The following is a 24,700-nucleotide window of genomic DNA, read 5'->3' as shown; positions in this document are numbered from 1 at the left end:
ACGGGCGCGGCCTCAGCCGCGCTCCAGCTCCAGCACCGGGACGCAGGCCGGGCTGAAGCCGAGCACCTGCCCGTAGAAGGACAGCGCCGCCTCGGTGGCGCGGATGATGGTCGAGGCCTGGCGGAACCCGTGCTGCTCCCCCGCGAACAGCAGATAGGCGTGGGGGATGCCCTTCGCGGCGAGCGCGTCGCGGAACAGCTCGGACTGGCTGGGCGGGACGATGCGGTCCTCCTCGCCCTGGAGCAGCAGCACCGGCACCTCGAGCTCGTCGACGTGGCTGAGCGGCGCCCGCTCCACGTAGAGGTCGCGCCGCTCCGGATACGGGCCCACCAGCCCGTCGATGTACCGGGACTCGAAGTCATGGGTGTCCGCGCGGAACCGCTCGAGCTCGGCGACGCCGAAGCTGGAGACGCCCGCGGCGAAGGTGTCGGTCCGGGTCAGGCAGGCCAGCGTGGTCCAGCCGCCGGCGCTGCCGCCCTCGATCGCGAGCCGGTTCCCGTCGGCGAGCCCTTGGGCGACCAGGTGCTCCATCACCGCGACCGTGTCCTGCACGTCGACCACACCCCACTGGCCGCGCAGACGGTTGCGGTAGGTGCGGCCGTAGCCCGTGGAGCCGCCGTAGTTCACGACCACCACCCCCAGTCCTCGGGAGGTGTAGTAGGCCACCGGCAGCGACAGGACCGGAGGGACGTGACTGGTGGGACCGCCGTGGACCTGGGCGATGACCGGCGGCAGGTCGCCCTCGCGTCCGGCGATCCCCTCCTGGTGCGGCCGGTGGAGGATCGCGTGGACCACGCCGCCGTCCGGCAGCGGGACCTCGATCGGCTCGCCGACGGGCAGCACCCCGGGATCGGGGGCGTCGGTGCGGGAGGAGCGCAGCACCGACGGCTGCGACAGCGCCGGGGCGCCGTCGAGGTCGAGACGGGCGGTGTACAGGGCGGCGAACTGGGTGGGCGAGGCGCCGGCCAGGAGCAGCAGGCCGTCGTCCCGGCGCTGTGCCGTGGCGATCTGGGTGAGCGGGCACTCGAGCGCGGTGAGCTCGCCGGTGTCGATCCGCAGCAGGCTCAGCGAGGTCGCGGCGCGGCCGTGCCGGACGAGCGCGGTGCGGGCGTCGAGCACCTGGTACCAGGTGGTCCCCAGCGCCCACAGCGCGCCGGCGAACTCCTGATCGAGCTCGAGGACCTGGCGGGTGTCGCCGTCGGCGGACCAGACCCAGGGATTCCACCAGCCGGAGGCGTCGGAGACGAACATCAGGTGCTCGTCGTCGAGCCATTCCGGCTGCAGCACGGAGACGTCCTCGCCGCCGGCGACGGTCTCGCCCTCCCCCGCCCGACCGGCGATCAGCGGTGCGACGTGCAGCTGCGTGCCGTCCCAGGGCATCTGCGGGTGCTCCCAGCTGATCCACGCCACGCGGCTGCCGTCGGGGCTGGGGCGCGCCCCCGCGACGAAGCGGGAGGCGGGGGTGACGCGGCGCAGGGCGGTCGGGTCCTCGGCCGCGGAGCCGTCCAGCGGCACCGCGACGACGGAGCGCTCGATGGCCGGGGCCGAGGGGCCCGCGGCGCCGGCGGGGTCGACGGTGTGGTCCTCGCAGACCCACCACACCTCGACCTCGCCGCCCGGCGGCGTGACGGCCGTGGGCTCCGCCCAGCGCAGCGAGGGCCCCTGGGCGGAGGCGACCTCGGGGCCGACAGGGGTCAGCGGGCGCGGCTCCTCCCCCTCGCGGAGGCTGTACACGCGCTGGTCCTCGAAGTTCACGAAGACGATCAGGGGCGACGGACCGCTGCCGGGCACCGCGGTCCAGCTCGCGCCGCCGTACTCGTGGACGCGGGAGCGGGCGTTGAAGGGTGCGGGCAGGACGGTGACCGGCTCGGCCGACTCCTCGGCGGCGGACCCGGGAGCGGGCAGCCCCACCGGACCGGCGGAGCGCATGATCGCCTGCCGCCCGCCCTCGGTCGCGATGCCCTCCTGCCACCACACGGCGTCGCCCACGAGGCGCGCACCGCCCAGGCGGGTGCCGCCCGTCGCGAGCTGCGCCGCGGTGATCGGGGAGGGCCAGGAACCGTACGGGAGCGTCGTCACCATGCGCCCAGACTAGAGGGCCGACGCAGCCGCCGGGGCTCCTTCCCTCAGCGGTCAGCGATCTCCGCGATGGGGCTCCTGCTCCCCCTCCCCCGGCGCGCGGGAGAGATCCTGCGGGGCGGTGCGGGGGTCGATCTCCGATCCGGAGAGATACGCGGCCCGGGAGAGCACGTTCGAGGCCACCGAGGAGACGATGATCAGTGCGACCACGGTCAGGAGGGTCTTGACCAGCACCCCGGGCTCGAAGCCCGTCACCCGGGTGTGCTGCAGGAAGGCGCCCACCACGATCATGGGCAGCCCCAGGCCCGTCGCGGGCGAGAAGACGTTGATGCGGCTGACGGCGTCGCGGACGTGGAACATCGACAGCGCGGCGGTGAGGATCCAGAACGCGCCGCCGAGCAGCAGCACGGCGATGAGGACGTTCAGGGCGAGGTCGAGCACGGCGGTCATCGGCGCCCCCTGGTGAGAATGCGAGCGAGGGCGACTGTGGCGAGGATGCCCAGGAAGGCGGCGAGCAGCGCGGCGTCGACCGCCGCCGCGGAGTCGTTGACCAGGCCCAGCAGCACGATCACCCCGATCGCGGAGAAGTAGGCCAGGTCGCCGACGACGGCGCGGCTGGCGGGGTCCGGGGCGGTGGCGATGCGGACCAGCCCCACCAGCACCGCCGCGGCGAGCATGGCCAGGGTCAGCCACAGGACGACGGTCATCGTTCCTCCTCCGCGGCGCGGGCCTCGGCGGCCTCGCGCCCCTCGGTGTTGCCGACCTCGTCGGAGCGGCGCAGGGCACGACCATCCCGGTACTCCAGGTCCATGCCGCCGCGGCGCGTGGCCGGGATCGCCGCGGCCCCGCCGCGGCCGCGGACGGCGCGCAGCAGGCGGTCCTCCATCTCGGTGAGATCGGCGAGGACCTGCTCGCGGGAGCTCGCGAAGAGGGCGTGGACGAACAGGCTGGGCCGCTGCTGGAGCGTCCCGTGCGAGGTGCCGAGCACGAGGGTGCCGGGCGTGATGGTGATCGAGGACGCCATCGCGACGATCTCGACGTCGGTCTCCGCCCGCAGCGGGTACTCGACGATCGCCGGGGAGGTGCGGGTGCCCGGCGAGTAGGTCGTCCGCGCCACCTCGATCGATCCGGCGATGATCTCGCGGAGGATCCAGAGGGCGTAGCTCAGGGCGTACCACAGGCGCATCATGCGGAGCTCACCGCTTCCACGTAGGCGGGGACGTCCAGCAGGCCCGCGGCCGCCGCCTCGGTGAGCGGCAGGACCGCCCCGATGCCGACGAACATCGCGACCGAGACCGCGAGCATCGCCCCTCCCGGGGCGAGCAGGCGCAGCGGGACCCGGGTCCCCTCGGGCAGGGGCGTGGCGGGGCCGCGCCCGGTCAACGGGTCGTCCGGACGGTAGGTGGTGAGGTCGGAGCCCCAGGCCATCTTCCGCCACAGGCGCTGCAGACCCAGCAGGGACCCCACCGAGGCGGCGAGGATCGCGAGGATCGCGGCCCAGCCGAGGATCGGCTGCTCGGCCAGGAGCTGCTCCGCGGAGGCGCGCACCAGGCCGATCTTGCCCCAGAGCCCCGAGGTGGGCGGCAGGCCCACGAGGCTGAACAGCCCCAGGGCCAGCACGGCCATCACCCAGGGGTCGCGGCGCGCGAGCCCGCCGAGCTGCTCGAGGCGGCCCAGGCCGTAGGTGTGCTCGACCGCTCCGGTGGTCAGCAGCAGCGCGGACATGGTCACCACGTGGTGGACCAGGTAGAGGATGCCGGCGGCGAGGGAGACCTGGGAGAACAGCACCAGGCCCAGCAGGATGTGCCCCACGCCCGCGACCATCTGATGGCCCATGGCGGTACGCACCCGGGAGGAGGCGGCGGTGGAGAAGGCGCCCACCAGGATGGTCACCAGCACCAGCACCGCCAGCACCGCCATGAACGGCAGCCCGTCGGAGAAGGTCACCGCGACGATGCGGTACATCGCGTACAGCGCGACCTTGGTGTGCAGAGCGGAGAACAGCGCCATGATCCCGGCCGAGGTCGCCGGGTAGGCGCGCGGCAGCCAGGAGTGCACCGGGACCATGCCGCCCTTGACGGCCAGCGCCAGCAGCACCACCGCGAGGGCCGCGGCGGTCCGCGGGTCCTCGCTCCCGGCGCCGGCCAGGGCCGCGAGGTTCACCGTGCCGGCGGTGCCGTACACGAAGCCCACGCCGATCAGCAGCAGCGTCGAGGTCAGGAGGTTGACCAGCACGAACAGCCGTCCGATGCCGAGCCGCCGCCAGGTGCCGGTCAGGGCGATCAGCGCATAGGAGGGCATCAGCATGACCTCGACCCACACGAAGAGGTTGAAGAGGTCGCCGGTGAGCAGGGCGCCGTTGACGCCCGCCGTCAGCAGCAGCACCAGGGGCGGCACGAAGCGGTACCGGGACTCGCCGGTGAGCACCAGGAAGATGCTCGCCGCGAGCGTGGACAGCGCCGTCACCAGCAGCATCAGCGCGGTGAACGGGTCCGAGACGAAGGGGATCGCGATGAGGTCGGAGAAGGCGCCGACGGCGTGGGCGAGCACCGGCTCGGTGCGATGCGCGAGCATCAGCGCCACCGCCCCGGCGCCGACCAGGATCGGCACCGTCAGCAGCAGAGCCACCTCGAGGGCGCGGCGGCGCACCAGCACCAGCAGGGCGGAGCCCAGCATCGGCACGGCGATGAACAGCGGGAGCAGGGAGGCGTCCAGGAAAGAGCTCATGCGTCGCGCCCCTCGGTCTCGGGTCCGGCGGCGGTGCGCCCGGCGATGTCGTCCACCGCGGCCGCGTGCCCGTCGGCGTCAGGGCCCTCGACGTCGCGCGCCGCCCCGGTCTCGGGATGGGCCCCCAGGTCGTCGTCGCGGCCGATGACCGCCAGCGCCAGCATGAACACGGTCACCGCCATGGTGATGACGATGGCGGTGAGCACGAAGGCCTGCGGCAGCGGATCCGCCATCTCCCCGCGCGGGGAGACGTCGGTGAGGGGCTCGGCCCGCCATCCCGGCACGCCGGTGATCAGCAGGGCGAAGTTCGCGGCATGGCTGAGCAGGGTGATCCCGAAGACCGCGCGGACCATGCTCCGCTGCAGCAGCAGATACACGCCGCCCGCGACCAGGACGGCCACCGTGAGGCTGAGGATCATCGTCGTCCGACCTCCTTGGGTCGCGTCCCGGAGGACAGGTGCGCGGTGCCGCGGCCGACGCGCCGCCGGCGCGGGGCGCGCTCACCGCGGATGGTCTCCAGCGGGCCCTCGAGCTCGCCCTCGAAGGCCTCGTCGGCGCGCTCGCGGGTCTCCTCCTCGGAGTCCGGGTCGCCGACGGCCGCCGAGGTGCCCAGCAGGTTGACGGCCACCATCACGAGCCCCAGCACCGCGAGGTAGACCCCGAGGTCGAAGATCATCGAGCTCGAGACGTGCACGCCCAACAGGTAGCCGTGCAGGGGCTCGAGGAAGCCCTCCGCGGCGAAGCCGAGCACGCCCGAGCCGATCGCCACCGCGATGCCGGCGCCGATGAGCAGCAGCGGCAGGCGGGGCGGCCCGATCTGGCGGTCGCGCGAGGTCGAGAGGTACAGCAGGGCCACGATCGAGGAGCCGACGAGGGCCGCGATGAAGCCGCCGCCCGGGGCGTTGTGGCCGCGCAGGAACAGCATCGCCGAGACCAGCGCGAGGATCGGCGCGGTGACCCGCACCATCATCTGCAGGGCGGCCGCATTGCTCCAGGCGGAGGTGATGGCGCGATGGGCGGTGGTGCCCTCCTCGCGCAGCGCGGCGGGCGCGTCCGGCTCGGGACGGTCGTGGGGGTCGATGAAGCGGTGGCGGATGCTCGAGAGCACCGCGACGATCGCGACGCCGGCCATGCCCAGCACCGCCAGCTCCCCGAGGGTGTCCAGGGCACGGAACTCGACGAGGATGACGTTGACGATGTTGTGGCCGCCGGTGATCTCCTCGGCGTTCGCGATGTAGTACTCGGCGACCTCGCTGCGGTCGCGGCGACCGGCGAACAGGAAGGTGGCCGCTCCCGCGGCGAGCCCCGCGAGCACCGCGAGGACGACGGCCCCGCGATGGCGGGAACGGGTCGGGGGCTCGAAGTGCCGGGGCAGCTTCTGCAGCACCAGCATGATGACGATGATCGTCAGCGACTCGACCAGCAGCTGGGTCAGGGCGACGTCCGGGGCGCCGAGCGCGAGGATCTGGACGGTGGCGAGGATGCCCACAGCCGAGATCGACACCGTGGCCCCGAGCCGGTCCCGCCGGGTGCAGGCCAGGAGGGTCGCTCCCGTGATGAGCACCAGCAGCATGCCGTCGATCGGCTGGTTGACGCCCTCCGTGATCGGCTCGAGCGATCCCGCCAGCACGGCCAGCGAGCCCAGCGCCACGGCGGAGAACAGCACCAGGATCGCGGCGAGGTGGCGCATCGGGTCATCGGAGGCGATGGGGCGGACCAGCACGGCGCCGATCCGCTCGGCCAGGCGGTCCACAGCGGTCAGCACGCGGGCGCCGTCGACCGGGAAGGGACGGGCCTCGAGGGCCGGCAGCAGCCGGCGCCGGTTCAGGGCGATCAGGGTGCCCAGCGTGATGACGCCCGCGGTGATGGCGAGCTCCGGGGTCAGGCCGTGCCAGAAGGCGAGGTGCGCGTGCACCTCCCCCTCGTGCAGGGCCGCCTCGATCGCCCGGGAGACGGGGGTGTCCAGCACGCCGACCACGAGAGCGAGCGGGAGGCCCGCGAGGATCGGGAGCGCCGCCGTCCAGAGCATGACGCGGTCCGCGGGGTGCACCTCGCGCCGCGGGGTGACCGCGTCCTCGTCGCGGCCGTCGATGAAGGCTCCCAGCACGATCTTCGCGCAGTACGCGAAGGTCAGCACGCTGGCGCCGGCGATGCCGAGCGCCACGACCCAGCCCGCCCAGGCAGGACCGCCCGCGTCCAGGGCGCCGGTCAGCAGCGACTCCTTGGAGACGAAGCCGAGCATCGGCGGCAGGCCGGCCATCGACATGCAGCCCAGCAGCGTCACCGCGAAGGCGCCGGGCATCGCGCGCAGCAGCGCCGGCATCCGGCGCAGCTCGCGCGTGTGGGCGCCGTGGTCGATGACGCCGACCATCATGAACAGTCCGGACTTGAACAGGGCGTGGGCGATGGTGTGGAGCACCGCGGCGAGGATCGCCGCCTCGGTACCCACGCCGATCACGGTTACGATGAGGCCCAGCTGGCTGACCGTCGAGTAGGCCATGAGCTTCTTGAGGTCACGCTGCTGCAGGGCCAGGAATCCGCCGACGAAGGCGGTGATCAGGCCGGCGATGATGAGCAGCAGGTTCCAGGCGAGCACCTCGTGGAAGGCGGGGCTGAAGCGCAGCAGGAGGAAGATGCCGGCCTTGACCACGGCGGCGGCGTGCAGGTAGGCGGAGACCGGGGTGGCCGCGGCCATCGCGTCGGGCAGCCAGACGTGGAAGGGGAACTGGGCCGACTTCGTGCAAGCGGCGACGGCCACCAGGACGGCGACCAGGGTCGTGAAGGCCGGGTCCGTGGTCCAGATGTCCGAGGCCAGGACCTCCTGCAGGGAGGAGGTGCCCAGGCGCATCACCATCAGGGCCACGGCGGCCAGCAGCGACAGCCCGCCTAGGAAGGTGATCAGCATCGTGCGCAGGGAGGCGGCCTGACCGGCGGCGCCGGAGCGGGCGATGAGCAGGAAGGACGCGATGGACGTCAGCTCCCAGCAGATGAACAGCAGCACCAGGTCGTCGGCGAGCACCAGGCCCACCATCGACAGCGTGAACAGCGCCATCACCAGGGAGAAGCTCAGCTGGCTGCCGCGCTCGAGGTACCGCGCGGAGTAGGCGAGCACCACGGCGCCGATGACCAGGGCGATCATCGCGAAGACGATGCCGAGGCCGTCGGCCCGGAAGGCGAGCTCGATGCCCCACTGCGGCGCCCAGGGCACGGCGAAGGCGGTGACATCCTCGTCGCCGGCGCCCGTGAGCACGGCGGCGGTCGCCGGGAGCAGGGCCGCGGCGGCGGCGAGGTACAGCGCGGCGAGCGGCCAGCAGGCGGAGCGGCCGAGGGCGCGGTCCAGGAGCGGGGTGAGCGCGACGGTCGCGACGAGGATCAGCAGGGTCCACAGCACGGACATCCGTCAGCACCCCGCCATGGAGTGGGCTGCGAAGACGTGGCGGGACATGGCTCGGAGTCTATCCAGCCCGGGAGCACCGCTCCAAAGCCGATCGTCCTGGCAGGGAGAGGGCGCTCCGCGCGCGTGCGCGATAAGAATAAGACTCGATCGGGGCTCGCGAGGGCTCCCGAGCGTGCCGGAGGTGAGCGGATTCATAACGTGGAGCCGTCGCGGACGGGCCCGGGCGGGCCCGGTGCGGGGACGACGAGCGGCCCCGCAGCCGGAGCTGCGGGGCCGCTGCGGCGCGCGGGGTCTCAGCGCCCCAGTCCGCGCCCGGGCTTGGACGGCATCACCTGGACGACGGTGGGCCGCGGCCCCTTCCCGTCGTAGTCCGGGAAGAAGGAGAACTGCTCCTCGAAGGAGCCGTCCTCACCCGGGTGCTGCACGGAGACGAAGGCCGTGCGGTCCTCGTCGCGGATAATCGGGCCGCAGGTCTCGCCGTCGCGCGGGACGGAGAGGAACTGCTCGACGCGACCGCGGGCATCGCCCTCGAGGGTCACCCGGAACAGACCGTCGTTGTAGCCGATGCCGGAGGGCTGGCCGTCGGTGGAGATCCACAGGTTGCCCACCGCATCGAAGGCCAGGTTGTCCGGGCAGGAGACCGGGGAGACCTGGTCCACGGGGAAGCCGGAGAAGTAGGTCTGGTCGCCCTGGGCGGGGTCGCCGCAGACCATCAGCAGGTTCCACGCGAAGGTGGTGGAGGTCTGGTCGCCCTGCTCGTCGATCTCCACGATGTGGCCGTCGCGGTTCTCGGTGCGGGGGTTCGTCTCGTCGGGGGCGGCGTATCCCTCGACCCCGCGGTTGGAGTTGTTGGTGCAGGCCACGTAGACGCGACGGCTGTGCAGCGAGGGCTCCACGTCCTCGCAGCGGTCCATCTTGGTGGGCCCCACGGCATCGGCCGCGAGACGGGTGTGGACGAGGACCTCCTCGACGCTGAAGCCCTCGACGGCGCTCTCGCCGTCGAGCAGCAGCGGCAGCCACTCGCCCGAGCCGTCGAAGGCGCCGTCGGACGGGAGCTCGCCGGAGCCGTCGATCTCCGCGGCCGGCGAGTTGCCGGTGAACTTCGCGACGTACAGGTCGCCGTTCTCCAGCAGCGTCATGTTGTGCTCGCGGTCGCCCTCGACGTAGGTGTCGCGGGAGACGAACTTGTAGAGGTAGTCGAAGCGCTCGTCGTCGCCCGAGTACGCGACGGCGCGGCCGTCCTCGGCGATGATGACGTTGGCGCCCTCGTGCTTGAAGCGGCCCAGCGCGGTGTGCTTGCGCGGGGTCGAGGTGGGGTCGAAGGGATCGACCTCGACGATGTAGCCGAAGCGGTTGGGCTCGTTCTCGTAGCCCTCGCCGGTCGCGTCGAAGCGCGCGTGCTTCTTCTCCCAGCCGCGGGCGGTGGGCGCATCGCGCAGGCCGTAGCGCTGCTCGGCCTCCGAGGTGCCGGGGGCGACGAAGTAGCTGTGGAAGTTCTCCTCGCCGGAGAGCAGCGTGCCCCACGGGGTGAGGCCGCCGGCGCAGTTGCCCAGCGTGCCCAGGACCGTCCGGCCCTCGGGGTCCTCGACGGTCTTCAGCAGGTCGCTGCCGGCGGCGGGACCGGTGAGGGCGAACTCGTCGTCCAGCAGGATGCGACGGTTCAGGGGCGCGCCCTGGACATAGGTGTAGGGCTTGTTGTGGTTCTGGCGCTCCAGCTCGACGACGGTCAGGCCGTGGGCGGCCATGCCGATGTCGATCACCTCGTCCTCGTCGAGGCTCGCGGGGAACATGATGTTCTCGTTCGTGTACTCGTGGTTCACGAACATCACGGCCCGCCGGCCCTTGCTGCCGGGGATCTCCTGGATCTCGGTGTAGTCGTTGTTGTAGCCGAACTGCTGCTTCTGCGCCTCGGCGCTCTGGGCGTCCCAGTCGAACTCGGGGGCGTCGGCGAACAGCGGGTCGCCCCAGCGGATGACGCTGCGCCACTCGAAGCCCTCGGGCACCGTGAACTCGTCGGCCGCGGCGTCGACGGGGGCGATCGCCTCGAACTCGAGGGCGGAGCCGTTCGGAGCGGTGGTCTTCGGCTTCGCCGGGGCGGCGCCGGTGGAGCCCGCGGGGGCCGCGAGGGCGCCCTGCGTGCCGGCGAGGCCGATCGCGAGCGCGGCGGTGGAACCGCCCAGCACCGTGCGGCGCGAGAGGGCGGCGGAGGCCACGTCGCGGAAGGTGGCGTTGTCGCTGTGGTTGCAGGGACCGAAGGCGCACTGGTTGCCGCACTTGAGCGCACAGGTCACCGCCGAGCGCTTGCCGCGCACGGCGTCCTTCATGAGCAGGGGGAGGTCGATGAGAGCCATCTGGGGTCCTTTGCTGTCGTCGGGATTCCCTGCCGCCGGGGCCGGCCCGGCGGTCGAGACGTGCTGACGATGCGACAGCAAAGTGAGGGACGAGCTTCCGGCTCGGAACCAGCCGGTGAACGGCCCGGAACCGAGGAGCCACAACGCCTGGTCAGAGCGTCCGGAGATCGTCCCGGATCGGATCAGTCGGCACCGGGCCGGACCCGTGGCGGGGCGGCGAAGTCCTCCGGCTTGACCAGCACCACCGGCACCGGGGACTCCATCACGACCCGCTGGGACGTCGAGCCCAGGAGGATCTTCCCGATCGGGGTGCGGCGGCGGATGCCGAGGACCGCCACGTCCACGTCCTCCGCCTCGATCGCCTCGAGGATGTCGTCGGCCGGGTCGTCGCGACGGGGAACCGTGCGCAGATCGACCTCGAGACCGGTCTCGGCCAGACGCGCGTCCAGCGGGCGCGGATCGACGTCTCCGCGGGGCGCACGAGGGTCGTGGCGCCGCTCGGACGCGAGCACGAGCAAGGAGGCGCCGCGTCGTCGCGCCTCCTCGACGGCGTACGCGAGGGCGGCGTCGCTCGTGGGTCCGGGGACGTAGGCCAGCAGGACGGTCGACATGGCATCTCCTCTTCCGGGGCGTGACGGCGGGGCAGGCGCTCAGCCCAGATCGTCGGGGCGGCGGATGCGGGTGCGACGCGCCCGGACCGCGCCGTTGTACAGCCAGGTGATGACGTACAGCAGCAGCCCGATGGCCAGCAGGCCGCCCGCGATGGCGTAGCGCTCGAGGGGCTGGGCCAGCGGCGTGATCAGCGCGATGGACGTGATCGCACCGATCACCGGGAGAGCCGTCGGCGTGCGGAAGTGGCGCACGGCCACCCGGTCCCGGCGCAGCACGAGCACACAGATGTTGACCATGGCGAAGACCGCCAGCAGCAGCATCGCGGTGGTGCCGCCGAGCGCACCGATGGTGTCCTCGGCGAGCAGGAACCGGACGGTGAGCACCAGGGCGACGGCCAGGCCGGTGGAGAACACGATCCCCGCCCAGGGTGTGCGCCGTCCCGGGAGCACGCCGCGCAGGAAGCCGGGCAGGACCTCCTGTCGCGCCATGCCGTAGAGCAGGCGGGAGGCCATCATCATGTTGATGAGCACCGTGTTGGCCACGGCGAAGATCGAGATGACCGCGAAGATCGTGTCGATCGGGAGGTCCGGGGCACCGCGCTCCACGACGGAGAGCAGCGGCGTGGTCGCCGAGGCGAGCTCCCCGATCGGGACCACCGCCACGGCGAGCACGGAGACCAGCACGTAGACCACGCCGGTGACGGACAGGCCGCCGATCAGGGCCCGGGGGAAGTTCCTCACCGGGTCCACCGTCTCCTCCGCCATGTTCACCGAGTCCTCGAAGCCCACCATGGAGAAGAACGCGAGCGCGGTCGCACCGGTCACCGCGAGGAGCATGCTCTTGTCCCCCGCGGTCTCGAAGACCATCACCCGGGAGAAGTCCGCCCGGCCCTGGAACACCACCGCGAGGCTCACCAGGATCACGGTCACCAGGCCCGTGAGCTCGATGAGGGTCAGGACCACATTGGCCTTCACCGACTCCGAGACGCCGTAGAGGTTGACGCCGGCCACGAGGCCGATGAAGAGCAGGGCGATGAGGGTGGCGGTGCCCCCGGCGGCGGCGCCCAGGGAGTCCTCCAGGCCGAAGGCGACCAGGACGTTCTCCGCGAGGAAGATCGCGCTGGTGGACGCCGAGGTGATGCCGGAGGAGAGCACGGCGAAGGTGACCATGAAGGTCAGGAAGTGGATCCCGAAGGCCTTGTGGACGTAGAGCGCGGCGCCGGCGGCTTGCGGGTACTTCGTGACCATCTCGACGTAGGACAGCGCGGAGACCATCGCGACGGCGAAGGCGAGGAGGATCGGCAGCCAGCCGGCGCCGCCCACCTCGCCGGCCACCTGCCCGGTCAGGGCATAGACGCCCGTGCCGAGGATGTCTCCGACGATGAACAGCAGCAGCAGCTTCGGGGTGATCGCCCTCTTCAGCTCCGACGGCGCGGGGGACGACGACTCGGTCTCGGTGGTCTCGCTCATGGAAATCCTCCCGGACAAGGATGCGGCGACGCCCGGCCGGGGCCCGGGGCCGGTGGATCCGGGACTCCCTCGACGCGGTGCCGGAATACTACTCCCCGGTGACCCGGATCACCTCTCCGTGCCGCGAGCGTCCTCCCGCGAGTCCACGCGCAGGGTCTGCACCCACTGCCGGGAGGCGTCGGAGCTGATCGCCATCACGCCGAGCGCGGAGGCGCCGGCACCCACCAGCAGCGGGTGGGCGATGTCCCCGGCCAGGGAGGTCGCCACGGTCAGACGCGCGAAGGCGTCGACGAGGAACAGGGCCATGAGGGCGATGCGGGCCCAGCGGCTGCGGCGCAGCACCCCGATCTGGAGCAGCACCAGCACCGTCGCGAAGACGGTCGCCAGCACGATCCCGTCCCGGGACGGGAGGATCAGGGCGAGGTCCGGGGCCAGGGCGCTGAAGACGATGCCGCTGAGGACGCCGAACCACTGCACCCCCACCAGCACGGCCTGGATCAGCACCAGGACGCCGGTGAGGATCACGGTGGGCGGCGGGAGGTGGTGGTCCGCCGCCCGGGCGAGGACCTCGTGGAAGTCGTCGACCGTGCCGTGCCACTGCGCGGAGAGCTCGTCGCCCACCGTGGCCCGGGCATCGCCCGGCCGCCGCGCCGCGGCCAGCGCGGACTGGGTGGCCGCGCGGGCACGGGACTTCATCACCGAGGAGCCCGTCGGCCGGTGCCGGGGCAGCATCATCGCGCTCGCGCCCTCGGAGCGCCGGGACGCCCCCTCGACGTCGATGACCGGGAGGTCGCCGTCGGTGCGGAAGCGATCGCCCTGGCCGTTGCGGTCGTGATAGGCGGTGGAGAACTCCTCGATCATCTCCACCTCGACCTGCGGATCGGCGAACCGCACGGTGTCCACGAGGTAGTCGCGCTCGACATCGATGTTCTCGTCGATGCGGTGGGTGATCTGCAGGGTGAAGAAGGAGAAGCCGACCGCGCGGTCGTAGGTGCCGGCGGCGAGCCAGTCGGTGCGATAGCCGCCGGGCAGCACGAAGTCCGGCGGCATCCGCCAGAACCGGACGTGATGACGCTTGGTGGTGGTGCCGCCCACCTCCTGCTGGTAGGTGAAGTCGTGGCGGCGCCCCATGAGGTAGAGGTCGGAGACCGGCGCCGCGGGGTAGGAGCGGCGCAGCAGCGTGGAGCGGACCATCGCCCAGGCGGAGGCCAGGGTGCGCTCCTCGGCCAGCACCCAGCCGGCGCGGCGCATCGCCACGTGCAGATCCCGCTCCGGGCCGTCGAAGGCCAGGTTGATCGGGTCCGAGAGCACCCCCTCGGTGGTGCGGGTGCGGCCGAAGAAGTAGTCCGGCAGGTAGATCCACGTCATCAGCTGGTGCAGGCGCGGCAGCGTGATGTAGGTCAGCAGGACCCAGAACACGAGCAGGTACAGCAGGCGTGCGGGCGTCAGCGAGAAGCCCTCCACCAGGTACAGCAGGGCCAGCCAGATCGAGACCACCACGCCCGCGGCGATGAAGAGGTTGTCCAGGAAGGCGTAGACGTCGATCCGGCGCGCCGTGGGCGAGTGCCCACCGGCGTGGTCGTACACGGGCGGCTCCTGCGGGAGCGGGCGGCTCAGCGGTGCCAGACGCGAGGAGCGCACCGGCGTCATCGGCCGTGCTCCGAACTCCGGGGGATCATGCCGCCATCGTAGAGCGGCCGCCTGGCCGTTCCCGACCTACGCCCCCGCCGCACCCCCGGCCGCCTCCTCGGCGGCCGCGCGCGCCGGGTCGACCAGGCGGCGCATCCCGGCGGTGAACACCGCGGGGCCCGGCATCACGTCCCCGGCGAGCAGGATCAGCCCGGCTCCCTGGTCCAGCGCGGCCAGCAGCCGGCCGACGTCCGCCGCCTCGAGCGTCTCGCCCTCGGGCCGCGCCGATCGGGCGATGGCGTCGTAACGGTCCAGGATCGTCGCGAGCCGCTGATGCAGCTGGGGGGCGAGGGCCTCGTCCCGCGCCGCGCGGGCGATGAACTCGAGCGTGGCCAGCGCGAAGCCCTGGGTGGCCTGCCGTGGGAAGCCCTCCCTCCCGGCCACGTCCCAGCCGGTGGAGGCCGGGTGGCCGGGCGGCGAGAACGGATGCCGCGGATCGGCCTCGGCCAGCTCCAGGTTCTTGTCCATCACCGCGAGGAAGAGCGCGGACTTGCCCTCGAAGTTCGAGTACACGGCGCCCTTGGAGAAGCCGGCCACGCGCGCGATCCGCGCCAGGCTGGCCGCGTGGTACCCGTCCTCGGAGAACACCTCGCGGGCCGCGGCGACCAGCGCCTCGCGCGTCTGCTGCTGGCGATCCCGGCGGGAGAGGGGGTCGGGGATCTCTGTCATGGCACCAGCGTAGAGCCGCGGGACCCTTGACGTACCTGCGGTATCCACATACCGTCGGTATCCACAGACCATTGGTATCCAAGGAGGCGCGATGGACCCCGACGTGCTCCGCATCACCGACCTCACCCGCCGCTACGGTCCGGTCGTCGCCAATGACGACCTCTCCTTCCACGTCCGCGCCGGGGAGGTGGTGGGCCTGCTGGGCCACAACGGCGCCGGGAAGACCACGGTGGTCTCCCAGATCGTCGGCCTGCTGAGACCCCACGCCGGGGACATCCGCGTGGGCGGGACCGACGCCGTGCGGGACCCGGCCGCCGCGCGGCGGCACGTCGCCCTGCAGCCGCAGGCGCAGGCGCCGATCGACGGGCTCACCCCGCGCTCGGCGATCGAGATCGCCGGCGGCCTGCGCGGCCTGACGCCCCGCGATGCCCGCGCGGCCGCGGTCTCCCTGGCCGAGGAGCTGGACATCGGCCCGTGGATGGACCGCCGCGCCCTGCCCGAGGGCGGCGGGCTGTCCGGCGGGATCCGGCGCCTGACCGGCTTCGCCATGGCCGTGGCGGCCCCCATCCCGCTGCTCATCCTCGACGAGCCCACCAACGACATCGACGCCTCGCGGCGCCGGCTGCTCTGGGACGCCGTGCGACGCCGCGGCGACGCCGGCAGCGGCGTCCTGCTGGTCACCCACAACGTCTCCGAGGCGGAGCGGATCGTGGACGAGCTGGTGATCCTCGACCGGGGCCGGCTGGTCGCCGAGGGGTCGCCCGCCCACCTGCGCGGGACCCAGGACACCGACCTGCGCCTGGAGCTGCAGCTGCCGCCCGAGGGGGCGGACCCCTCCGCCACGGACCCTCACCTGGCGGTGCGGCGCCGGGTCCGGACCGGCCGGCGCACCCTGCTCACCGTCGCGGCGCAGGAGGCGGCCCCGGCCGTCGCCTGGGCCGCCGCGCAGCACGCCGAGCACCGGATCGAGGGCTTCTCGCTCACGCCGTCGACGCTCGAGGACGCTTACCTGGCGCTGACCACACCGCCCGACCCGACCCGCGAGGGGGCCACCGATGACTGAGCCGACCGCCGCCCCGAGGACGCCGACCGCACCGCACCCGCCGTCGATCACCCCGGTCCAGGTGAGCCCCTGGCGCAGCCTGGGCATGCTGCTGCGCTGGTCGCTCGCGTCGATCGGCGCGATGCTGCCGCTCATCGTCGTCGTCCAGGCCATGCTCGCCGCGGGGATCGTGATCGGCTTCGGCCTGCTCATCCCCGACATCACGGCGGAGGCCGCCCTGTTCCTGTCCTCCGGCGCGCCGACGATCCTGCTGCTGACCATCGGCCTGGTCATCGTGCCGCAGGGAGTCGCCCGCGCCCGGGCCTCCGGGGCGCTGGACTACCAGCGGGCGCTTCCGGTGGCCCGGCCGCTGCTGCTCGCCGTCGACCTCGTGGTGTGGACCCTCATCGCCCTGCCCGGCGTGGCGATCGGGCTCCTGGTCGGACATCTGCGCTACGACCTCGCCTTCTCCTTCGACTGGCCGCTGCTGATCCTCGCCTCGCTGCTGGTGACGACGATGGCCACCTCCGTGGGCTACGCGATCGCGGTGTCCTTCCCCGCGATGCTGGCGCAGCTGCTGTCCCAGGTGCTGGTGTTCTTCGTCCTGCTGTTCTCGCCGATCACCTTCCCGGCGAGCCAGCTGCCGGACTGGTTCCAGCGCGTGCACGAGGTGCTGCCCATCCAGCCCGCCGCCGATCTCCTGCGGGCCGGGATCGCCGCGGACACCTTCACGGCCTCCGGTCGTGACCTGCTGGTCCTGACCCTGTGGACCGCGCTGGGCCTGCTGGTCACCCTCCGGGCGCTGGTGCGGCGACGGTGAGCGGCGCCGCCCGCTCGAGCGCAGCTCGCGGCTAGGCTGGCGGGACCCCCGAGGAGAGGATCCCCATGTCTGATCAGAGCGCCGTCCCGTCCCTGCCGCTGCCGGGAGGAGCCTCCATCCCCCAGCTCGGCTACGGCGTGTTCAAGGTCGAGAACGATGTCGCGGCCGATGTCACCGTGCAGGCCCTCGAGGCCGGCTACCGCCACCTCGACACCGCGAAGGTGTACGGCAACGAGGAGGGCGTGGGCCGCGCGATCCGCGCCTCCGGCGTGGCGCGGGAGGACATCTTCCTCACCACCAAGCTGTGGAACGACGCCCAGCGCTTCGACGATGCGATCACCGCCTGCGAGGCGTCGCTCGAGCGCCTGGGCACCGAGTACGTCGACCTCTACCTCGTGCACTGGGCGGTGCCCGTCCAGGGCACCTACGTCGAGGCCTGGAAGGCGCTGGTGGAGCTGCAGAAGCGGGGACTGGCCCGCTCGATCGGCGTCTCCAACTACCCGCTGCCGCAGCTGCGCGAGGCGATCGACGCCACCGGCGTGGTGCCCTCCGTCCACCAGATCGAGCTGCACCCCTACTTCCAGCAGCGCGAGCTGCGCGCCTTCCACGAGGAGCACGGCATCGTCACCGAGTCCTGGGGCCCGCTGGGCCAGGGCAAGTCCGATCTGCTCGAGAACGCCGCGATCACCGAGATCGCGGCCGCGCACGGGGCGACCCCGGCGCAGGTGGTGCTCGCCTGGCATCTCGCGAGCGGCCTGGTGACCATCCCGAAGTCCGTCACGCCCTCGCGGATCGTGGAGAACCTCGCCGCCGCGCAGCTCGAGCTCACCGCCGCGGAGGTCGCGGCGATCGACGCCCTGGACCGCCCCGACGGCCGCGGCGGCGCGGATCCGTCCACCAAGGAGTCCTGAGGCCGGACGGGGGCGGGGACCGGCGCACGGAGCGCGCCGCCCCGCCCTCAGTAGTAGACGGCCAGCGGTCCCGTCGGCCCCTCGATGACGTGCACGGGGGTGTCGAAGACGCGGCTGAGGATCGCCCCGTCCATGATCTCGCCGACGGGCCCGGACTCGACCACGCCGCCGTCCTTCATGGCGATGATGTGATCGGCGTAGTGGCCGGCGAAGTTGATGTCGTGCAGCACCACCACGATGGTGCGCCCCAGCTGCCGGGCGGCGTCGCGCAGGCGGCCCATCATCTGCACGCTGTGGCGCATGTCGAGGTTGTTCAGCGGCTCGTCCAGCAGCACGTACTCGGTGTCCTGCGCGAGGACCATCGCGACGTAGGCGCGCTGGCGCTGCCCGCCGGAGAGCTCGTCGAGGTAGCGCCCCTCGAGCTCGTCGAGGTCGAGGAAGTCGATGGCCTCGGAGATCTTCTGCTCGTCGTGCACCGTCAACCGCCCCTTGGAGTAGGGGAAGCGGCCGAATCCCACCAGCTGGCGCACCGTCAGCCGGGTGATGAAGTGGTTCTCCTGGCGCAGCACCGAGAGGATCCTCGCGAGGTCCTTGGAGGCGGTCGAGGAGACGTCGTAGCCGGCCACCTCGATCGCGCCCTCGTCGATGTCCAGCAGGCGCCCCACCATGGTCAGCATGGTCGACTTGCCGGCGCCGTTGGGCCCCACCAGGGCGGTCACGCCGCCGGCGGGGATCCGGGCGGTGACCGGACCGATCTCGACCGTCCCCGACGCCGAGGTGTACTGCTTCCGCACCGCGTCGATGGTGATCACAGGCGCCCCTTCCGCATGATGACGACGAGGAACACGGTCCCGCCGACGAGTTCGATGATGATGGACACGACGCCCTGCGCGTAGAACACGTGGTTCATGACGAAGTACGCCCCGGAGAGCACCACGAAGCCGGCCAGCACGCCCAGGGGGAGCACCCGGCGGTGGTCGTGGGTGCCGGCGAGCTGGTAGGTCAGCGTGGCCACGAGGAAGCCGAAGAAGGTCATCGGGCCCACCAGGGCGGTGGAGACCGCCATGAGGACCGAGACCAGCACCAGCATCGCGATGGTCTGCCGGCCGTGCCGCACGCCGAGGTTCACGCAGACCTCCCGGCCCATCGCCAGGACGTTGAGGGTGCGGGCGTTCGCCCAGATCAGCACCCCGGCGATGAGGATCATCGGGATCGCGTAGGGCAGGTACTCCGCGCTCGCGTTGGTCACCGAGCCGAACAGCCGGGCGGAGAGCACGTCGAACTCGCTCGGGGACAGCAGGCGCTGCATGAAGGTGGAGATCGCCCCCATGCCGCCGCCGATGATGATGCCCACCAGCAGCATCACCTGGATGTTCGCGTACCGCCCGCGCAGCAGCCAGCCGTAGAGCAGCACCGAGAGGCCCACCATCGCCACGACCTGCAGCAGGAACTGGCCGGTCCCCTGGATCGCGACCACCCCGGCGGCCCCGATGACGTACACCGCGGTGGTCTGGATGAGGGTGTACAGGGACTCGAAGCCCATGATCGAGGGCGTGATGATCCGGTTGTTCGTGACGGTCTGGAAGGTGATCGTGGCGATCGCCTGGCAGAAGGCGACCACGCCCATCACCACCAGCGAGGTCACCCGCATCTCGGCGATCAGCCAGAACCCGCGCGAGCCCACGGGCATCGGGTTGTCCATCGCGAGCAGGCCGAGGGCGCAGCCCGCGGCGAGCACGGACAGCACCGCGACCATGGTCCAGTAGCGTCGGCGGCTGCGCGCGTCGGGGAAGGCCCCGGAGCCGCTGCGGCGCTCGCGCGCGAGACGCGGAGCCGGGGCCGACGGGGCGGCGGGGACCGGCGGGCCGGCGGGGGCCGGCGCGGGGCGGAGCTCGGTGCGGTCACCCATGACGACGCTGCCTCAGCAGGAGCGCGATGAAGACGACGGCGCCGACGATCCCGAGGATCAGCGAGACCGGCACCTCGAAGGGCATGATGATGGTGCGCCCGATGAGATCGCAGATGGTCACGATCGCGATGCCCAGCAGGCACACCCAGGGCAGGTTGGTGCGCAGGTCATCGCCGCGGACCATCGAGACGATGTTGGGCACGATGAGGCCCAGGAACGGCAGGTTGCCCACCACCACCGTGACCACGCCGGTGGCGACGGCGACCAGGCCGGTGCCCATCAGCAGCACCCGCTGGTAGTTCACGCCGATGTTGGTGGCGACGTCCTCGCCGAGGCCCGCGACGGTGAGCCGGTCGGCGACGACGAACACCGCGATCCCCACCAGCAGCACGATCCACAGCACCTCGTACCCGCCGCGCATCACCGAGGTGAAGGAGCCGGCGAACCACACCCCGAGGTTCTGCAGGGCGTCGAACTGGAGCGCGACGAAGGTGGAGACCGAGCCGACCACGGCCCCGAGCATGATCCCGATGATCGGGACGATGAGGGAGCTGCGCAGGGTGACCTTCCGCAGGAACAGGAAGAAGACCATCGTGCCGACGAAGGAGAAGACGATCGCCACGGACATCTTCGTCAGCAGGCTCGCCGTCGGCACCAGCACCATCACCAGGATCAGCCCCAGCCCCGCCCACTCGGTGGTGCCCGTGGTCGAGGGCTCGACGAAGCGGTTCTGGGTCATCAGCTGCATGATCAGCCCCGACATCGCCATCGCGGCCCCGGCGAGGACCAGGGCGACGGTGCGGGGGATGCGGGTGATCGCGAACATCTCCGCGCCGTCGTCCGCGCCGAAGACGTCGTAGACACCGGTGAGCAGCGAGGCGACCAGCAGCAGCGCGACCAGCACGATACCGATCACGAGATTGCGGTCGATGAGTGGTTCGCGTCCGCGGCGCCGTGGCGGCGACCCGGTGGCGAGGGCGGGGGTGGACATCATCTCTCCTGGGCACGGACGCGCCGCACGGCGGGCCCGGCCGCGAGGGCCCGGCCCGCCGTGCGGAGCTCAGCGGCGGACGTGGCTCAGGCCTTCGCCTCGAGCGCCTCGGCGAAGGTCGTGAAGAACTCCGTGTAGGTCTGGATCGACTCGTTGGTGTACGTGTCCGCGGGCATGTAGACGATGTTGCCCTCGGTGACCGCGGTGACGGACTGCAGCGCCTCGGAGGCCTCCAGCACCTCGTTGGCGGGGGTGAACTCGGGATCGTCGGCGGAGATGGCCGCGTCGCGGTCCATCACCAGGATCCAGGTGGGATCGGAGTCCGCGATGGCCTCGACGGAGATGTCGTCGCCCTCGTGGTCGTCGCTCGAGCCCTCGACCTCGAGCGCGGGGACCAGGCCCAGCGCGTCGAAGGTCCAGCCCAGGGTGCGGCCCACGCCGGGGGCGATGTAGCCGATCTCGCCGCCGGAGGTGGTCACGGCCATGACCGTGTCCTCGCCGTTGTAGGCCTCGGTGACGCGCTCCATGGACGCATCGAGGTCGGTGCCCAGCGTCTCCGCCTCCGACTGCTTGTCGAAGATCTCGCCCAGCGCGGCGACCTGGCGCTTGAGCTCGTCGGCGAAGGGCTGGTCGTCACGGGGGTCGAGCTCGAGAACCGTCGCCTCGGGGGCGTACTTCACGAAGTCGTCGTGGTACTGGGTGAAGCGCTGGCCGTTGATGATCAGGGTGGGCTCGGCGGCGACGACGGCCTCGAGATCGGGCTCGCGGTGGCTGCCCAGGTCGACGATCGACTCGTCCTCCTTGTAGGGGTTCGTCGAGGGCATCAGGGTGCGGGCGGCGGCGGTGAGGGTGACCTCCCAGTCCGCGAGGGTCTCGAAGGTGCGGTTGTCGGTGGCGACCACGGAGGCCGGCGGCACCTCGACCCTCTGGGCGCCGTTGTTGTCCTCGACCTCCACGGTCCCCGCTGCGCTCCCGCCGCCCGCATCGCTGGCCGCGGCGCCGCCGTCGGCATCGGCCGCGTCGGTCGAGGCGCCGCAGGCGGTGAGGGTCAGGCCGAGGGCGCCGACGGCGGAGAGGGCGCCGAGGTGGCGGCGGGTCAGGGACGTCATGGAGTCTGCCTTCGTTCGGGGCCGGAGCCCGGTGCGAGGAGGCGACCGGGAGGGCCGCGACACCGAGCGGGGACGTCACTGAGGCTAGCCTCACCTCGCCGCATTTCGCCAGCCCCGCGTTGCGGTATTCGCCGGGGTGTGACGCGCGACTCACCCCGGGTCGTGGCGGTCATGACCACGGAGGAGCTCGGCGCCGCACTTGCCCTCGCCGGACCCGTCCGCGAGGATCCGGACATGAGCGACGCGACCGCCTCCCAGCAGATCGACGACATCATCGCCCGGCAGAGCGGCTGGAAGCAGGAGACGATGAGCGCCCTGCGCGCCGCGATCCGCTCCGCCGATCCGGACATCGTCGAGGCGGTCAAGTACAAGAAGCCCTCGAAGCCCGAGGGCGTGGCGTTCTGGACCCATGAGGGCGACGTCTGCTTCGTCGATGTCCTCAAGGCGTCGGTGCGACTGACCTTCTCGAAGGGCGCTCACATGGAGCCCAGCCCGCTGTTCACGAGCCGCCTGGACAGCACGGTCGCTCGCGCGATCGACCACGGCGAGGGCGATGAGGTGGACGCGCAGGCCGTGGCGGAGCTGGTGCGGGAGGCGGTCGCGCTGAACCTCGCCCGCTGACCGCGGCGGCGGCCGCGGACGGGGAGCTCGGGGCTCGGGGTGGCGGAGCGGAGACCTTCCCCGGACTGTCGATCCGGGCGCTCCTCGTTCGTCATGATGGTGTCCGGGCCGCTCGGCTCGGTCACCGCACCGATGGAGGAGCCACGATGAAGTACGTACTGCTGCTGATGGGGAACATGGCCGACGATCGCTGCGGCGAGAGCGAGGAGGGTCCGGGCGTCGAGGAGTTCATGGCCTTCGACGCGGAGCTCGAGAAGGCCGGCGTGCTGGCCGGAGGCTTCGGCCTCTCCGACCCCGAGGACGGCACGAGCGTGAGCAAGGCCTCGGCCACGGCGGAGCCGGTGGTCACCGCCGGACCCTACGCCGAGAGCCGGGAGTTCGTGGGCGGCACCATCGTGCTCGACGTCGAGAGCTTCGACGAGGCGCTGGCCTGGGCCTCGAAGTGCCCGGGCGCGATCGGCGGCCGCGTCGAGATCCGCGCGATGCTCGAGTTCTGAGCACCATGTCCTCCGACGCGGCGCACGAGGCGCCCTCGGCCGACGACGTGCTGGCCCGGATCCACCGGGAGGAGCACAGCCGTCTGCTGGCGACCCTCGTGCGCCGCCTCGGCGACCTCGACCTCGCCGAGGACGCCGCCCAGGAGGCGATGGCCGCGGCCCTGCGCACCTGGCCCGCCCAGGGCGTCCCCGAGAGACCGCTGGCCTGGCTGACCACGGCCGCGAAGAACGTCGCCCTGGACCGGGTGCGCCACGACCAGGTCGCCGCGCGGCGCCTCGCCGAGCTGCACCTCCAGCAGGGCGAGCCCGTCGGCCCGCCGGCGGACGAGCGCGCCCTCGCCGCCGGGGACCTGCCCGACGAGCGCCTCGCCATGCTCATGGGCTGCTGCCATCCGGCGATCGCCCCGGCAGATCGGATCGCGCTGATGCTGCGGTTCGTCGGCCCGCTGAGCACCGCCGAGGTCGCCCAGGCGCTGCTGATCCCGGTGCCCACCCTGCAGGCGCGGATCACGCGCGCCAAGAAGCGCATCCGCACCCAGCACATCCCGCTGACCGTCCCGGCGGACCCCGAGGAGCGGGACCGGCGAGTGCCGCTGGTCCTCACCGCCATCTCGCTGGTCTTCACCGAGGGGTACTCGGCGACCGGCGGGGACGCGCCGATCCGGCGCGAGCTGACCGCGGAGGCGATCCGGCTGGCGCGGATCATGCACCACCTCTCCCCCGGTGCCGCGGAGCCCGCGGGACTGCTGGCCCTGCTGCTGCTCACCGACGCCCGCACCCCGGCCCGCCTCGACGCGGACGGCGTGCCCGTCCCGCTCGAGGACCAGGACCGCTCGCTCTGGGACCACGAGCAGGTCGCCGAGGGTCTCGCCCTCGCGGAGGAGGCCGCGGGGCGCGAGGACGCCGGCCGCTTCACGATCCAGGCCGCGATCGCGGCCCTGCACGGCGAGGCCGCCCGCTTCGCGACCACCGACTGGGAGCAGATCGTCGCGCTGTACTCGATGCTGCTGATGCACGGCGAGGATCCGGTGGTGCGGATGAACCGGGCGATCGCGGTGGGGCGGGCGCGGGAGCCGCGGGACGCGCTGGACCTGCTCGAGGAGCTCGCCGAGGAGCCGGAGCTCGCCCGGCACCACCCCTTCCACGTGGCCCTCGCCCTGGTCCGTGAGGAGGTGGGCCAGCGGGAGGCGGCCGTCGCGGACTGGGAGCGGGCGCTCGCCCTGGCCGAGGGCACCGGCGAGCGCCGCTTCATCCAGCGGCGGCTGGCCCGGGCCCGCGAGGACGGCGGCGCTCCCGACGGGGACCGCTGAGGATCAGGCGGCCTGCGCGCGCTTGGCCGCCTTCGCACCCGTCCGGCCGCCCTCGAGCAGCAGGGCGGCGGCGATCGCCAGCATCCAGCTGTCCTTGGCGACCGCGGTGCCCTCCTGGCTGGGACGGATGCCGTCCGCCTCGGTCATCTCCGGGGTGCGGAGGTACATGGCCACCATCGAGCCGGAGAAGCCGGCCAGCGCGAGGCCCGCGAGGCGGGTGGGCACCATGGGCAGCAGGAGGGCGGCGCCGACGGCGATCTCGCCGTAGCTGAGGAACTTCGCGAACTGCTCGGGGGTGAGGTTCTCCAGCGGCGGCACGCCCCGGGCGGCCATGGCCTGCAGGCCCTCGGCGGCCTCGGCGGGCAGGCCGAGCTTGCCGATGCCGGAGTTGAGGATGAAGGCGCCGGGGACGGCGCGGAGGATCGTGGTGCTGAGGCTCATGGGAACTCCTGGGATCGAGATCGTTTCGGTTTCAACCATATGGGACGGGACGGGTG

General features: G+C 72.3%; 22 protein-coding genes and 1 pseudogene. 6 read left to right on the top strand and 17 right to left on the bottom strand.

Annotation, left to right across the window (positions count from 1 at the left end; all coding sequences use genetic code 11):
- Nucleotides 1-12 precede the first annotated feature (12 nt).
- The 12 genes and pseudogenes from CXH06_RS05030 to CXH06_RS04975 form a co-directional block, all read right to left on the bottom strand.
- On the bottom strand, nucleotides 13-2,082 hold the full coding sequence (locus tag CXH06_RS05030) for a prolyl oligopeptidase family serine peptidase (protein ID WP_114854055.1): 2,070 nt from the start codon (nucleotides 2,080-2,082) through the stop codon (nucleotides 13-15).
- A 51-nt stretch (nucleotides 2,083-2,133) separates the two neighbouring features.
- A complete protein-coding gene (locus CXH06_RS05025; RefSeq protein WP_114854054.1) occupies nucleotides 2,134-2,529 on the bottom strand; it encodes a monovalent cation/H(+) antiporter subunit G in 396 nt (131 codons plus the stop codon).
- Nucleotides 2,526-2,786, bottom strand: a complete 261-nt coding sequence (locus CXH06_RS05020; RefSeq protein ID WP_114854053.1) for a monovalent cation/H+ antiporter complex subunit F — start codon at nucleotides 2,784-2,786, stop codon at nucleotides 2,526-2,528. The genes CXH06_RS05025 and CXH06_RS05020 overlap by 4 nt, the downstream gene beginning before the upstream one ends.
- A complete protein-coding gene (locus tag CXH06_RS05015) occupies nucleotides 2,783-3,268 on the bottom strand; it encodes a Na+/H+ antiporter subunit E (protein WP_114854052.1) in 486 nt (161 codons plus the stop codon). The genes CXH06_RS05020 and CXH06_RS05015 overlap by 4 nt, the downstream gene beginning before the upstream one ends.
- Nucleotides 3,265-4,806: a proton-conducting transporter membrane subunit gene (locus CXH06_RS05010; protein WP_114854051.1), complete on the bottom strand. Its 1,542-nt coding sequence runs from the start codon at nucleotides 4,804-4,806 to the stop codon at nucleotides 3,265-3,267. Before CXH06_RS05010 ends, CXH06_RS05015 begins: the two co-directional genes overlap by 4 nt.
- A gap of 92 nt (nucleotides 4,807-4,898) precedes the next feature.
- Nucleotides 4,899-5,225: pseudogene (locus CXH06_RS05005) on the bottom strand (sodium:proton antiporter); the annotation flags it as partial.
- Nucleotides 5,222-8,203, bottom strand: a complete 2,982-nt coding sequence (locus CXH06_RS05000; protein ID WP_114854049.1) for a DUF4040 family protein — start codon at nucleotides 8,201-8,203, stop codon at nucleotides 5,222-5,224. The gene CXH06_RS05000 and the pseudogene CXH06_RS05005, both read right to left, overlap by 4 nt.
- A 293-nt stretch (nucleotides 8,204-8,496) precedes the next feature.
- Complete coding sequence (locus tag CXH06_RS04995) at nucleotides 8,497-10,554, bottom strand: PhoX family phosphatase (protein WP_114854048.1); 2,058 nt, start codon at nucleotides 10,552-10,554, stop codon at nucleotides 8,497-8,499.
- Between the two features lie 182 nt (nucleotides 10,555-10,736).
- Nucleotides 10,737-11,165, bottom strand: coding sequence for a universal stress protein (locus tag CXH06_RS04990; protein ID WP_114854047.1), 429 nt, complete (start codon nucleotides 11,163-11,165; stop codon nucleotides 10,737-10,739).
- Nucleotides 11,166-11,204: 39 nt separating this feature from the next.
- Entirely contained in the window at nucleotides 11,205-12,635 is a 1,431-nt protein-coding gene (locus CXH06_RS04985; RefSeq protein ID WP_114854046.1) for an APC family permease, read from the bottom strand.
- Between the two features lie 108 nt (nucleotides 12,636-12,743).
- A complete protein-coding gene (locus CXH06_RS04980) occupies nucleotides 12,744-14,285 on the bottom strand; it encodes an LssY C-terminal domain-containing protein (RefSeq protein ID WP_114854045.1) in 1,542 nt (513 codons plus the stop codon).
- 66 nt (nucleotides 14,286-14,351) lie between these two features.
- Nucleotides 14,352-14,993 carry a TetR/AcrR family transcriptional regulator gene (locus CXH06_RS04975; protein WP_114854044.1) on the bottom strand — a complete coding sequence of 214 codons (642 nt, stop codon included), beginning with the start codon at nucleotides 14,991-14,993 and terminating at the stop codon, nucleotides 14,352-14,354.
- Nucleotides 14,994-15,084: 91 nt separating this feature from the next.
- On the opposite strand from CXH06_RS04975, the gene CXH06_RS04970 reads away from it, so the two are divergent.
- The 3 genes from CXH06_RS04970 (at nucleotide 15,085) to CXH06_RS04960 (ending at nucleotide 17,766) form a co-directional block, all read left to right on the top strand.
- A complete protein-coding gene (locus CXH06_RS04970; RefSeq protein WP_114854043.1) occupies nucleotides 15,085-16,056 on the top strand; it encodes an ABC transporter ATP-binding protein in 972 nt (323 codons plus the stop codon).
- Nucleotides 16,049-16,855 (top strand): ABC transporter permease, encoded by an 807-nt coding sequence (locus CXH06_RS04965; RefSeq protein ID WP_114854042.1) that lies wholly within the window; start codon nucleotides 16,049-16,051, stop codon nucleotides 16,853-16,855. The genes CXH06_RS04970 and CXH06_RS04965 overlap by 8 nt, the downstream gene beginning before the upstream one ends.
- A 65-nt stretch (nucleotides 16,856-16,920) precedes the next feature.
- Complete coding sequence (locus CXH06_RS04960) at nucleotides 16,921-17,766, top strand: aldo/keto reductase (RefSeq protein WP_114854041.1); 846 nt, start codon at nucleotides 16,921-16,923, stop codon at nucleotides 17,764-17,766.
- A gap of 47 nt (nucleotides 17,767-17,813) precedes the next feature.
- On the opposite strand, the gene CXH06_RS04955 is transcribed toward CXH06_RS04960, so the two are convergent.
- From CXH06_RS04955 to CXH06_RS04940, 4 genes are all read right to left on the bottom strand, one after another.
- Entirely contained in the window at nucleotides 17,814-18,578 is a 765-nt protein-coding gene (locus CXH06_RS04955; protein ID WP_114854040.1) for an ABC transporter ATP-binding protein, read from the bottom strand.
- A complete protein-coding gene (locus CXH06_RS04950) occupies nucleotides 18,575-19,675 on the bottom strand; it encodes an iron chelate uptake ABC transporter family permease subunit (RefSeq protein WP_114854039.1) in 1,101 nt (366 codons plus the stop codon). Before CXH06_RS04950 ends, CXH06_RS04955 begins: the two co-directional genes overlap by 4 nt.
- A complete protein-coding gene (locus CXH06_RS04945) occupies nucleotides 19,668-20,666 on the bottom strand; it encodes an ABC transporter permease (RefSeq protein WP_114854092.1) in 999 nt (332 codons plus the stop codon). The genes CXH06_RS04950 and CXH06_RS04945 overlap by 8 nt, the downstream gene beginning before the upstream one ends.
- An 86-nt stretch (nucleotides 20,667-20,752) precedes the next feature.
- The gene (locus CXH06_RS04940) at nucleotides 20,753-21,775 is read right to left on the bottom strand and encodes a siderophore ABC transporter substrate-binding protein (RefSeq protein WP_114854038.1); all 1,023 of its coding nucleotides are present in this window, start codon (nucleotides 21,773-21,775) and stop codon (nucleotides 20,753-20,755) included.
- Nucleotides 21,776-22,009: 234 nt separating this feature from the next.
- Here CXH06_RS04940 and CXH06_RS04935 point away from each other — a divergent pair, with 234 nt between their 5' ends.
- The 3 genes from CXH06_RS04935 (at nucleotide 22,010) to CXH06_RS18755 (ending at nucleotide 24,203) form a co-directional block, all read left to right on the top strand.
- On the top strand, nucleotides 22,010-22,396 hold the full coding sequence (locus CXH06_RS04935; protein WP_114854091.1) for a DUF1801 domain-containing protein: 387 nt from the start codon (nucleotides 22,010-22,012) through the stop codon (nucleotides 22,394-22,396).
- Between the two features lie 146 nt (nucleotides 22,397-22,542).
- Nucleotides 22,543-22,893 carry a YciI family protein gene (locus CXH06_RS04930; RefSeq protein ID WP_114854037.1) on the top strand — a complete coding sequence of 117 codons (351 nt, stop codon included), beginning with the start codon at nucleotides 22,543-22,545 and terminating at the stop codon, nucleotides 22,891-22,893.
- 5 nt (nucleotides 22,894-22,898) lie between these two features.
- Entirely contained in the window at nucleotides 22,899-24,203 is a 1,305-nt protein-coding gene (locus CXH06_RS18755) for an RNA polymerase sigma factor (protein WP_114854036.1), read from the top strand.
- A gap of 3 nt (nucleotides 24,204-24,206) precedes the next feature.
- Here the strand turns inward: CXH06_RS18755 and CXH06_RS04920 are convergent, their stop codons facing one another.
- The gene (locus tag CXH06_RS04920; RefSeq protein WP_114854035.1) at nucleotides 24,207-24,644 is read right to left on the bottom strand and encodes a DoxX family membrane protein; all 438 of its coding nucleotides are present in this window, start codon (nucleotides 24,642-24,644) and stop codon (nucleotides 24,207-24,209) included.
- Nucleotides 24,645-24,700 lie beyond the last annotated feature (56 nt).

It is taken from the genome of Brachybacterium sp. YJGR34, assembly GCF_003347015.1.
Lineage (GTDB): Bacteria > Actinomycetota > Actinomycetes > Actinomycetales > Dermabacteraceae > Brachybacterium.
Note: the sequence above shows the minus strand (reverse complement) of the source record. Positions and strands in the feature narration are given on the sequence as shown.

Coding starts and splice junctions, on each gene's coding strand:
- CXH06_RS05000 (WP_114854049.1), bottom strand. CDS start 8,203: ATGTCCGTGCTGTGGACCCTGCTGATCCTCGTCGCGACCGTCGCGCTC.
- CXH06_RS04935 (WP_114854091.1), top strand. CDS start 22,010: ATGAGCGACGCGACCGCCTCCCAGCAGATCGACGACATCATCGCCCGG.
- CXH06_RS18755 (WP_114854036.1), top strand. CDS start 22,899: ATGTCCTCCGACGCGGCGCACGAGGCGCCCTCGGCCGACGACGTGCTG.
- CXH06_RS04950 (WP_114854039.1), bottom strand. CDS start 19,675: ATGGGTGACCGCACCGAGCTCCGCCCCGCGCCGGCCCCCGCCGGCCCG.
- CXH06_RS05010 (WP_114854051.1), bottom strand. CDS start 4,806: ATGAGCTCTTTCCTGGACGCCTCCCTGCTCCCGCTGTTCATCGCCGTG.
- CXH06_RS04965 (WP_114854042.1), top strand. CDS start 16,049: ATGACTGAGCCGACCGCCGCCCCGAGGACGCCGACCGCACCGCACCCG.
- CXH06_RS05030 (WP_114854055.1), bottom strand. CDS start 2,082: ATGGTGACGACGCTCCCGTACGGTTCCTGGCCCTCCCCGATCACCGCG.
- CXH06_RS04960 (WP_114854041.1), top strand. CDS start 16,921: ATGTCTGATCAGAGCGCCGTCCCGTCCCTGCCGCTGCCGGGAGGAGCC.
- CXH06_RS04970 (WP_114854043.1), top strand. CDS start 15,085: ATGGACCCCGACGTGCTCCGCATCACCGACCTCACCCGCCGCTACGGT.
- CXH06_RS04930 (WP_114854037.1), top strand. CDS start 22,543: ATGAAGTACGTACTGCTGCTGATGGGGAACATGGCCGACGATCGCTGC.
- CXH06_RS04975 (WP_114854044.1), bottom strand. CDS start 14,993: ATGACAGAGATCCCCGACCCCCTCTCCCGCCGGGATCGCCAGCAGCAG.
- CXH06_RS04980 (WP_114854045.1), bottom strand. CDS start 14,285: ATGACGCCGGTGCGCTCCTCGCGTCTGGCACCGCTGAGCCGCCCGCTC.
- CXH06_RS05025 (WP_114854054.1), bottom strand. CDS start 2,529: ATGACCGCCGTGCTCGACCTCGCCCTGAACGTCCTCATCGCCGTGCTG.
- CXH06_RS04990 (WP_114854047.1), bottom strand. CDS start 11,165: ATGTCGACCGTCCTGCTGGCCTACGTCCCCGGACCCACGAGCGACGCC.
- CXH06_RS05015 (WP_114854052.1), bottom strand. CDS start 3,268: ATGATGCGCCTGTGGTACGCCCTGAGCTACGCCCTCTGGATCCTCCGC.
- CXH06_RS04920 (WP_114854035.1), bottom strand. CDS start 24,644: ATGAGCCTCAGCACCACGATCCTCCGCGCCGTCCCCGGCGCCTTCATC.
- CXH06_RS04940 (WP_114854038.1), bottom strand. CDS start 21,775: ATGACGTCCCTGACCCGCCGCCACCTCGGCGCCCTCTCCGCCGTCGGC.
- CXH06_RS04985 (WP_114854046.1), bottom strand. CDS start 12,635: ATGAGCGAGACCACCGAGACCGAGTCGTCGTCCCCCGCGCCGTCGGAG.
- CXH06_RS05020 (WP_114854053.1), bottom strand. CDS start 2,786: ATGACCGTCGTCCTGTGGCTGACCCTGGCCATGCTCGCCGCGGCGGTG.
- CXH06_RS04945 (WP_114854092.1), bottom strand. CDS start 20,666: ATGTCCACCCCCGCCCTCGCCACCGGGTCGCCGCCACGGCGCCGCGGA.
- CXH06_RS04995 (WP_114854048.1), bottom strand. CDS start 10,554: ATGGCTCTCATCGACCTCCCCCTGCTCATGAAGGACGCCGTGCGCGGC.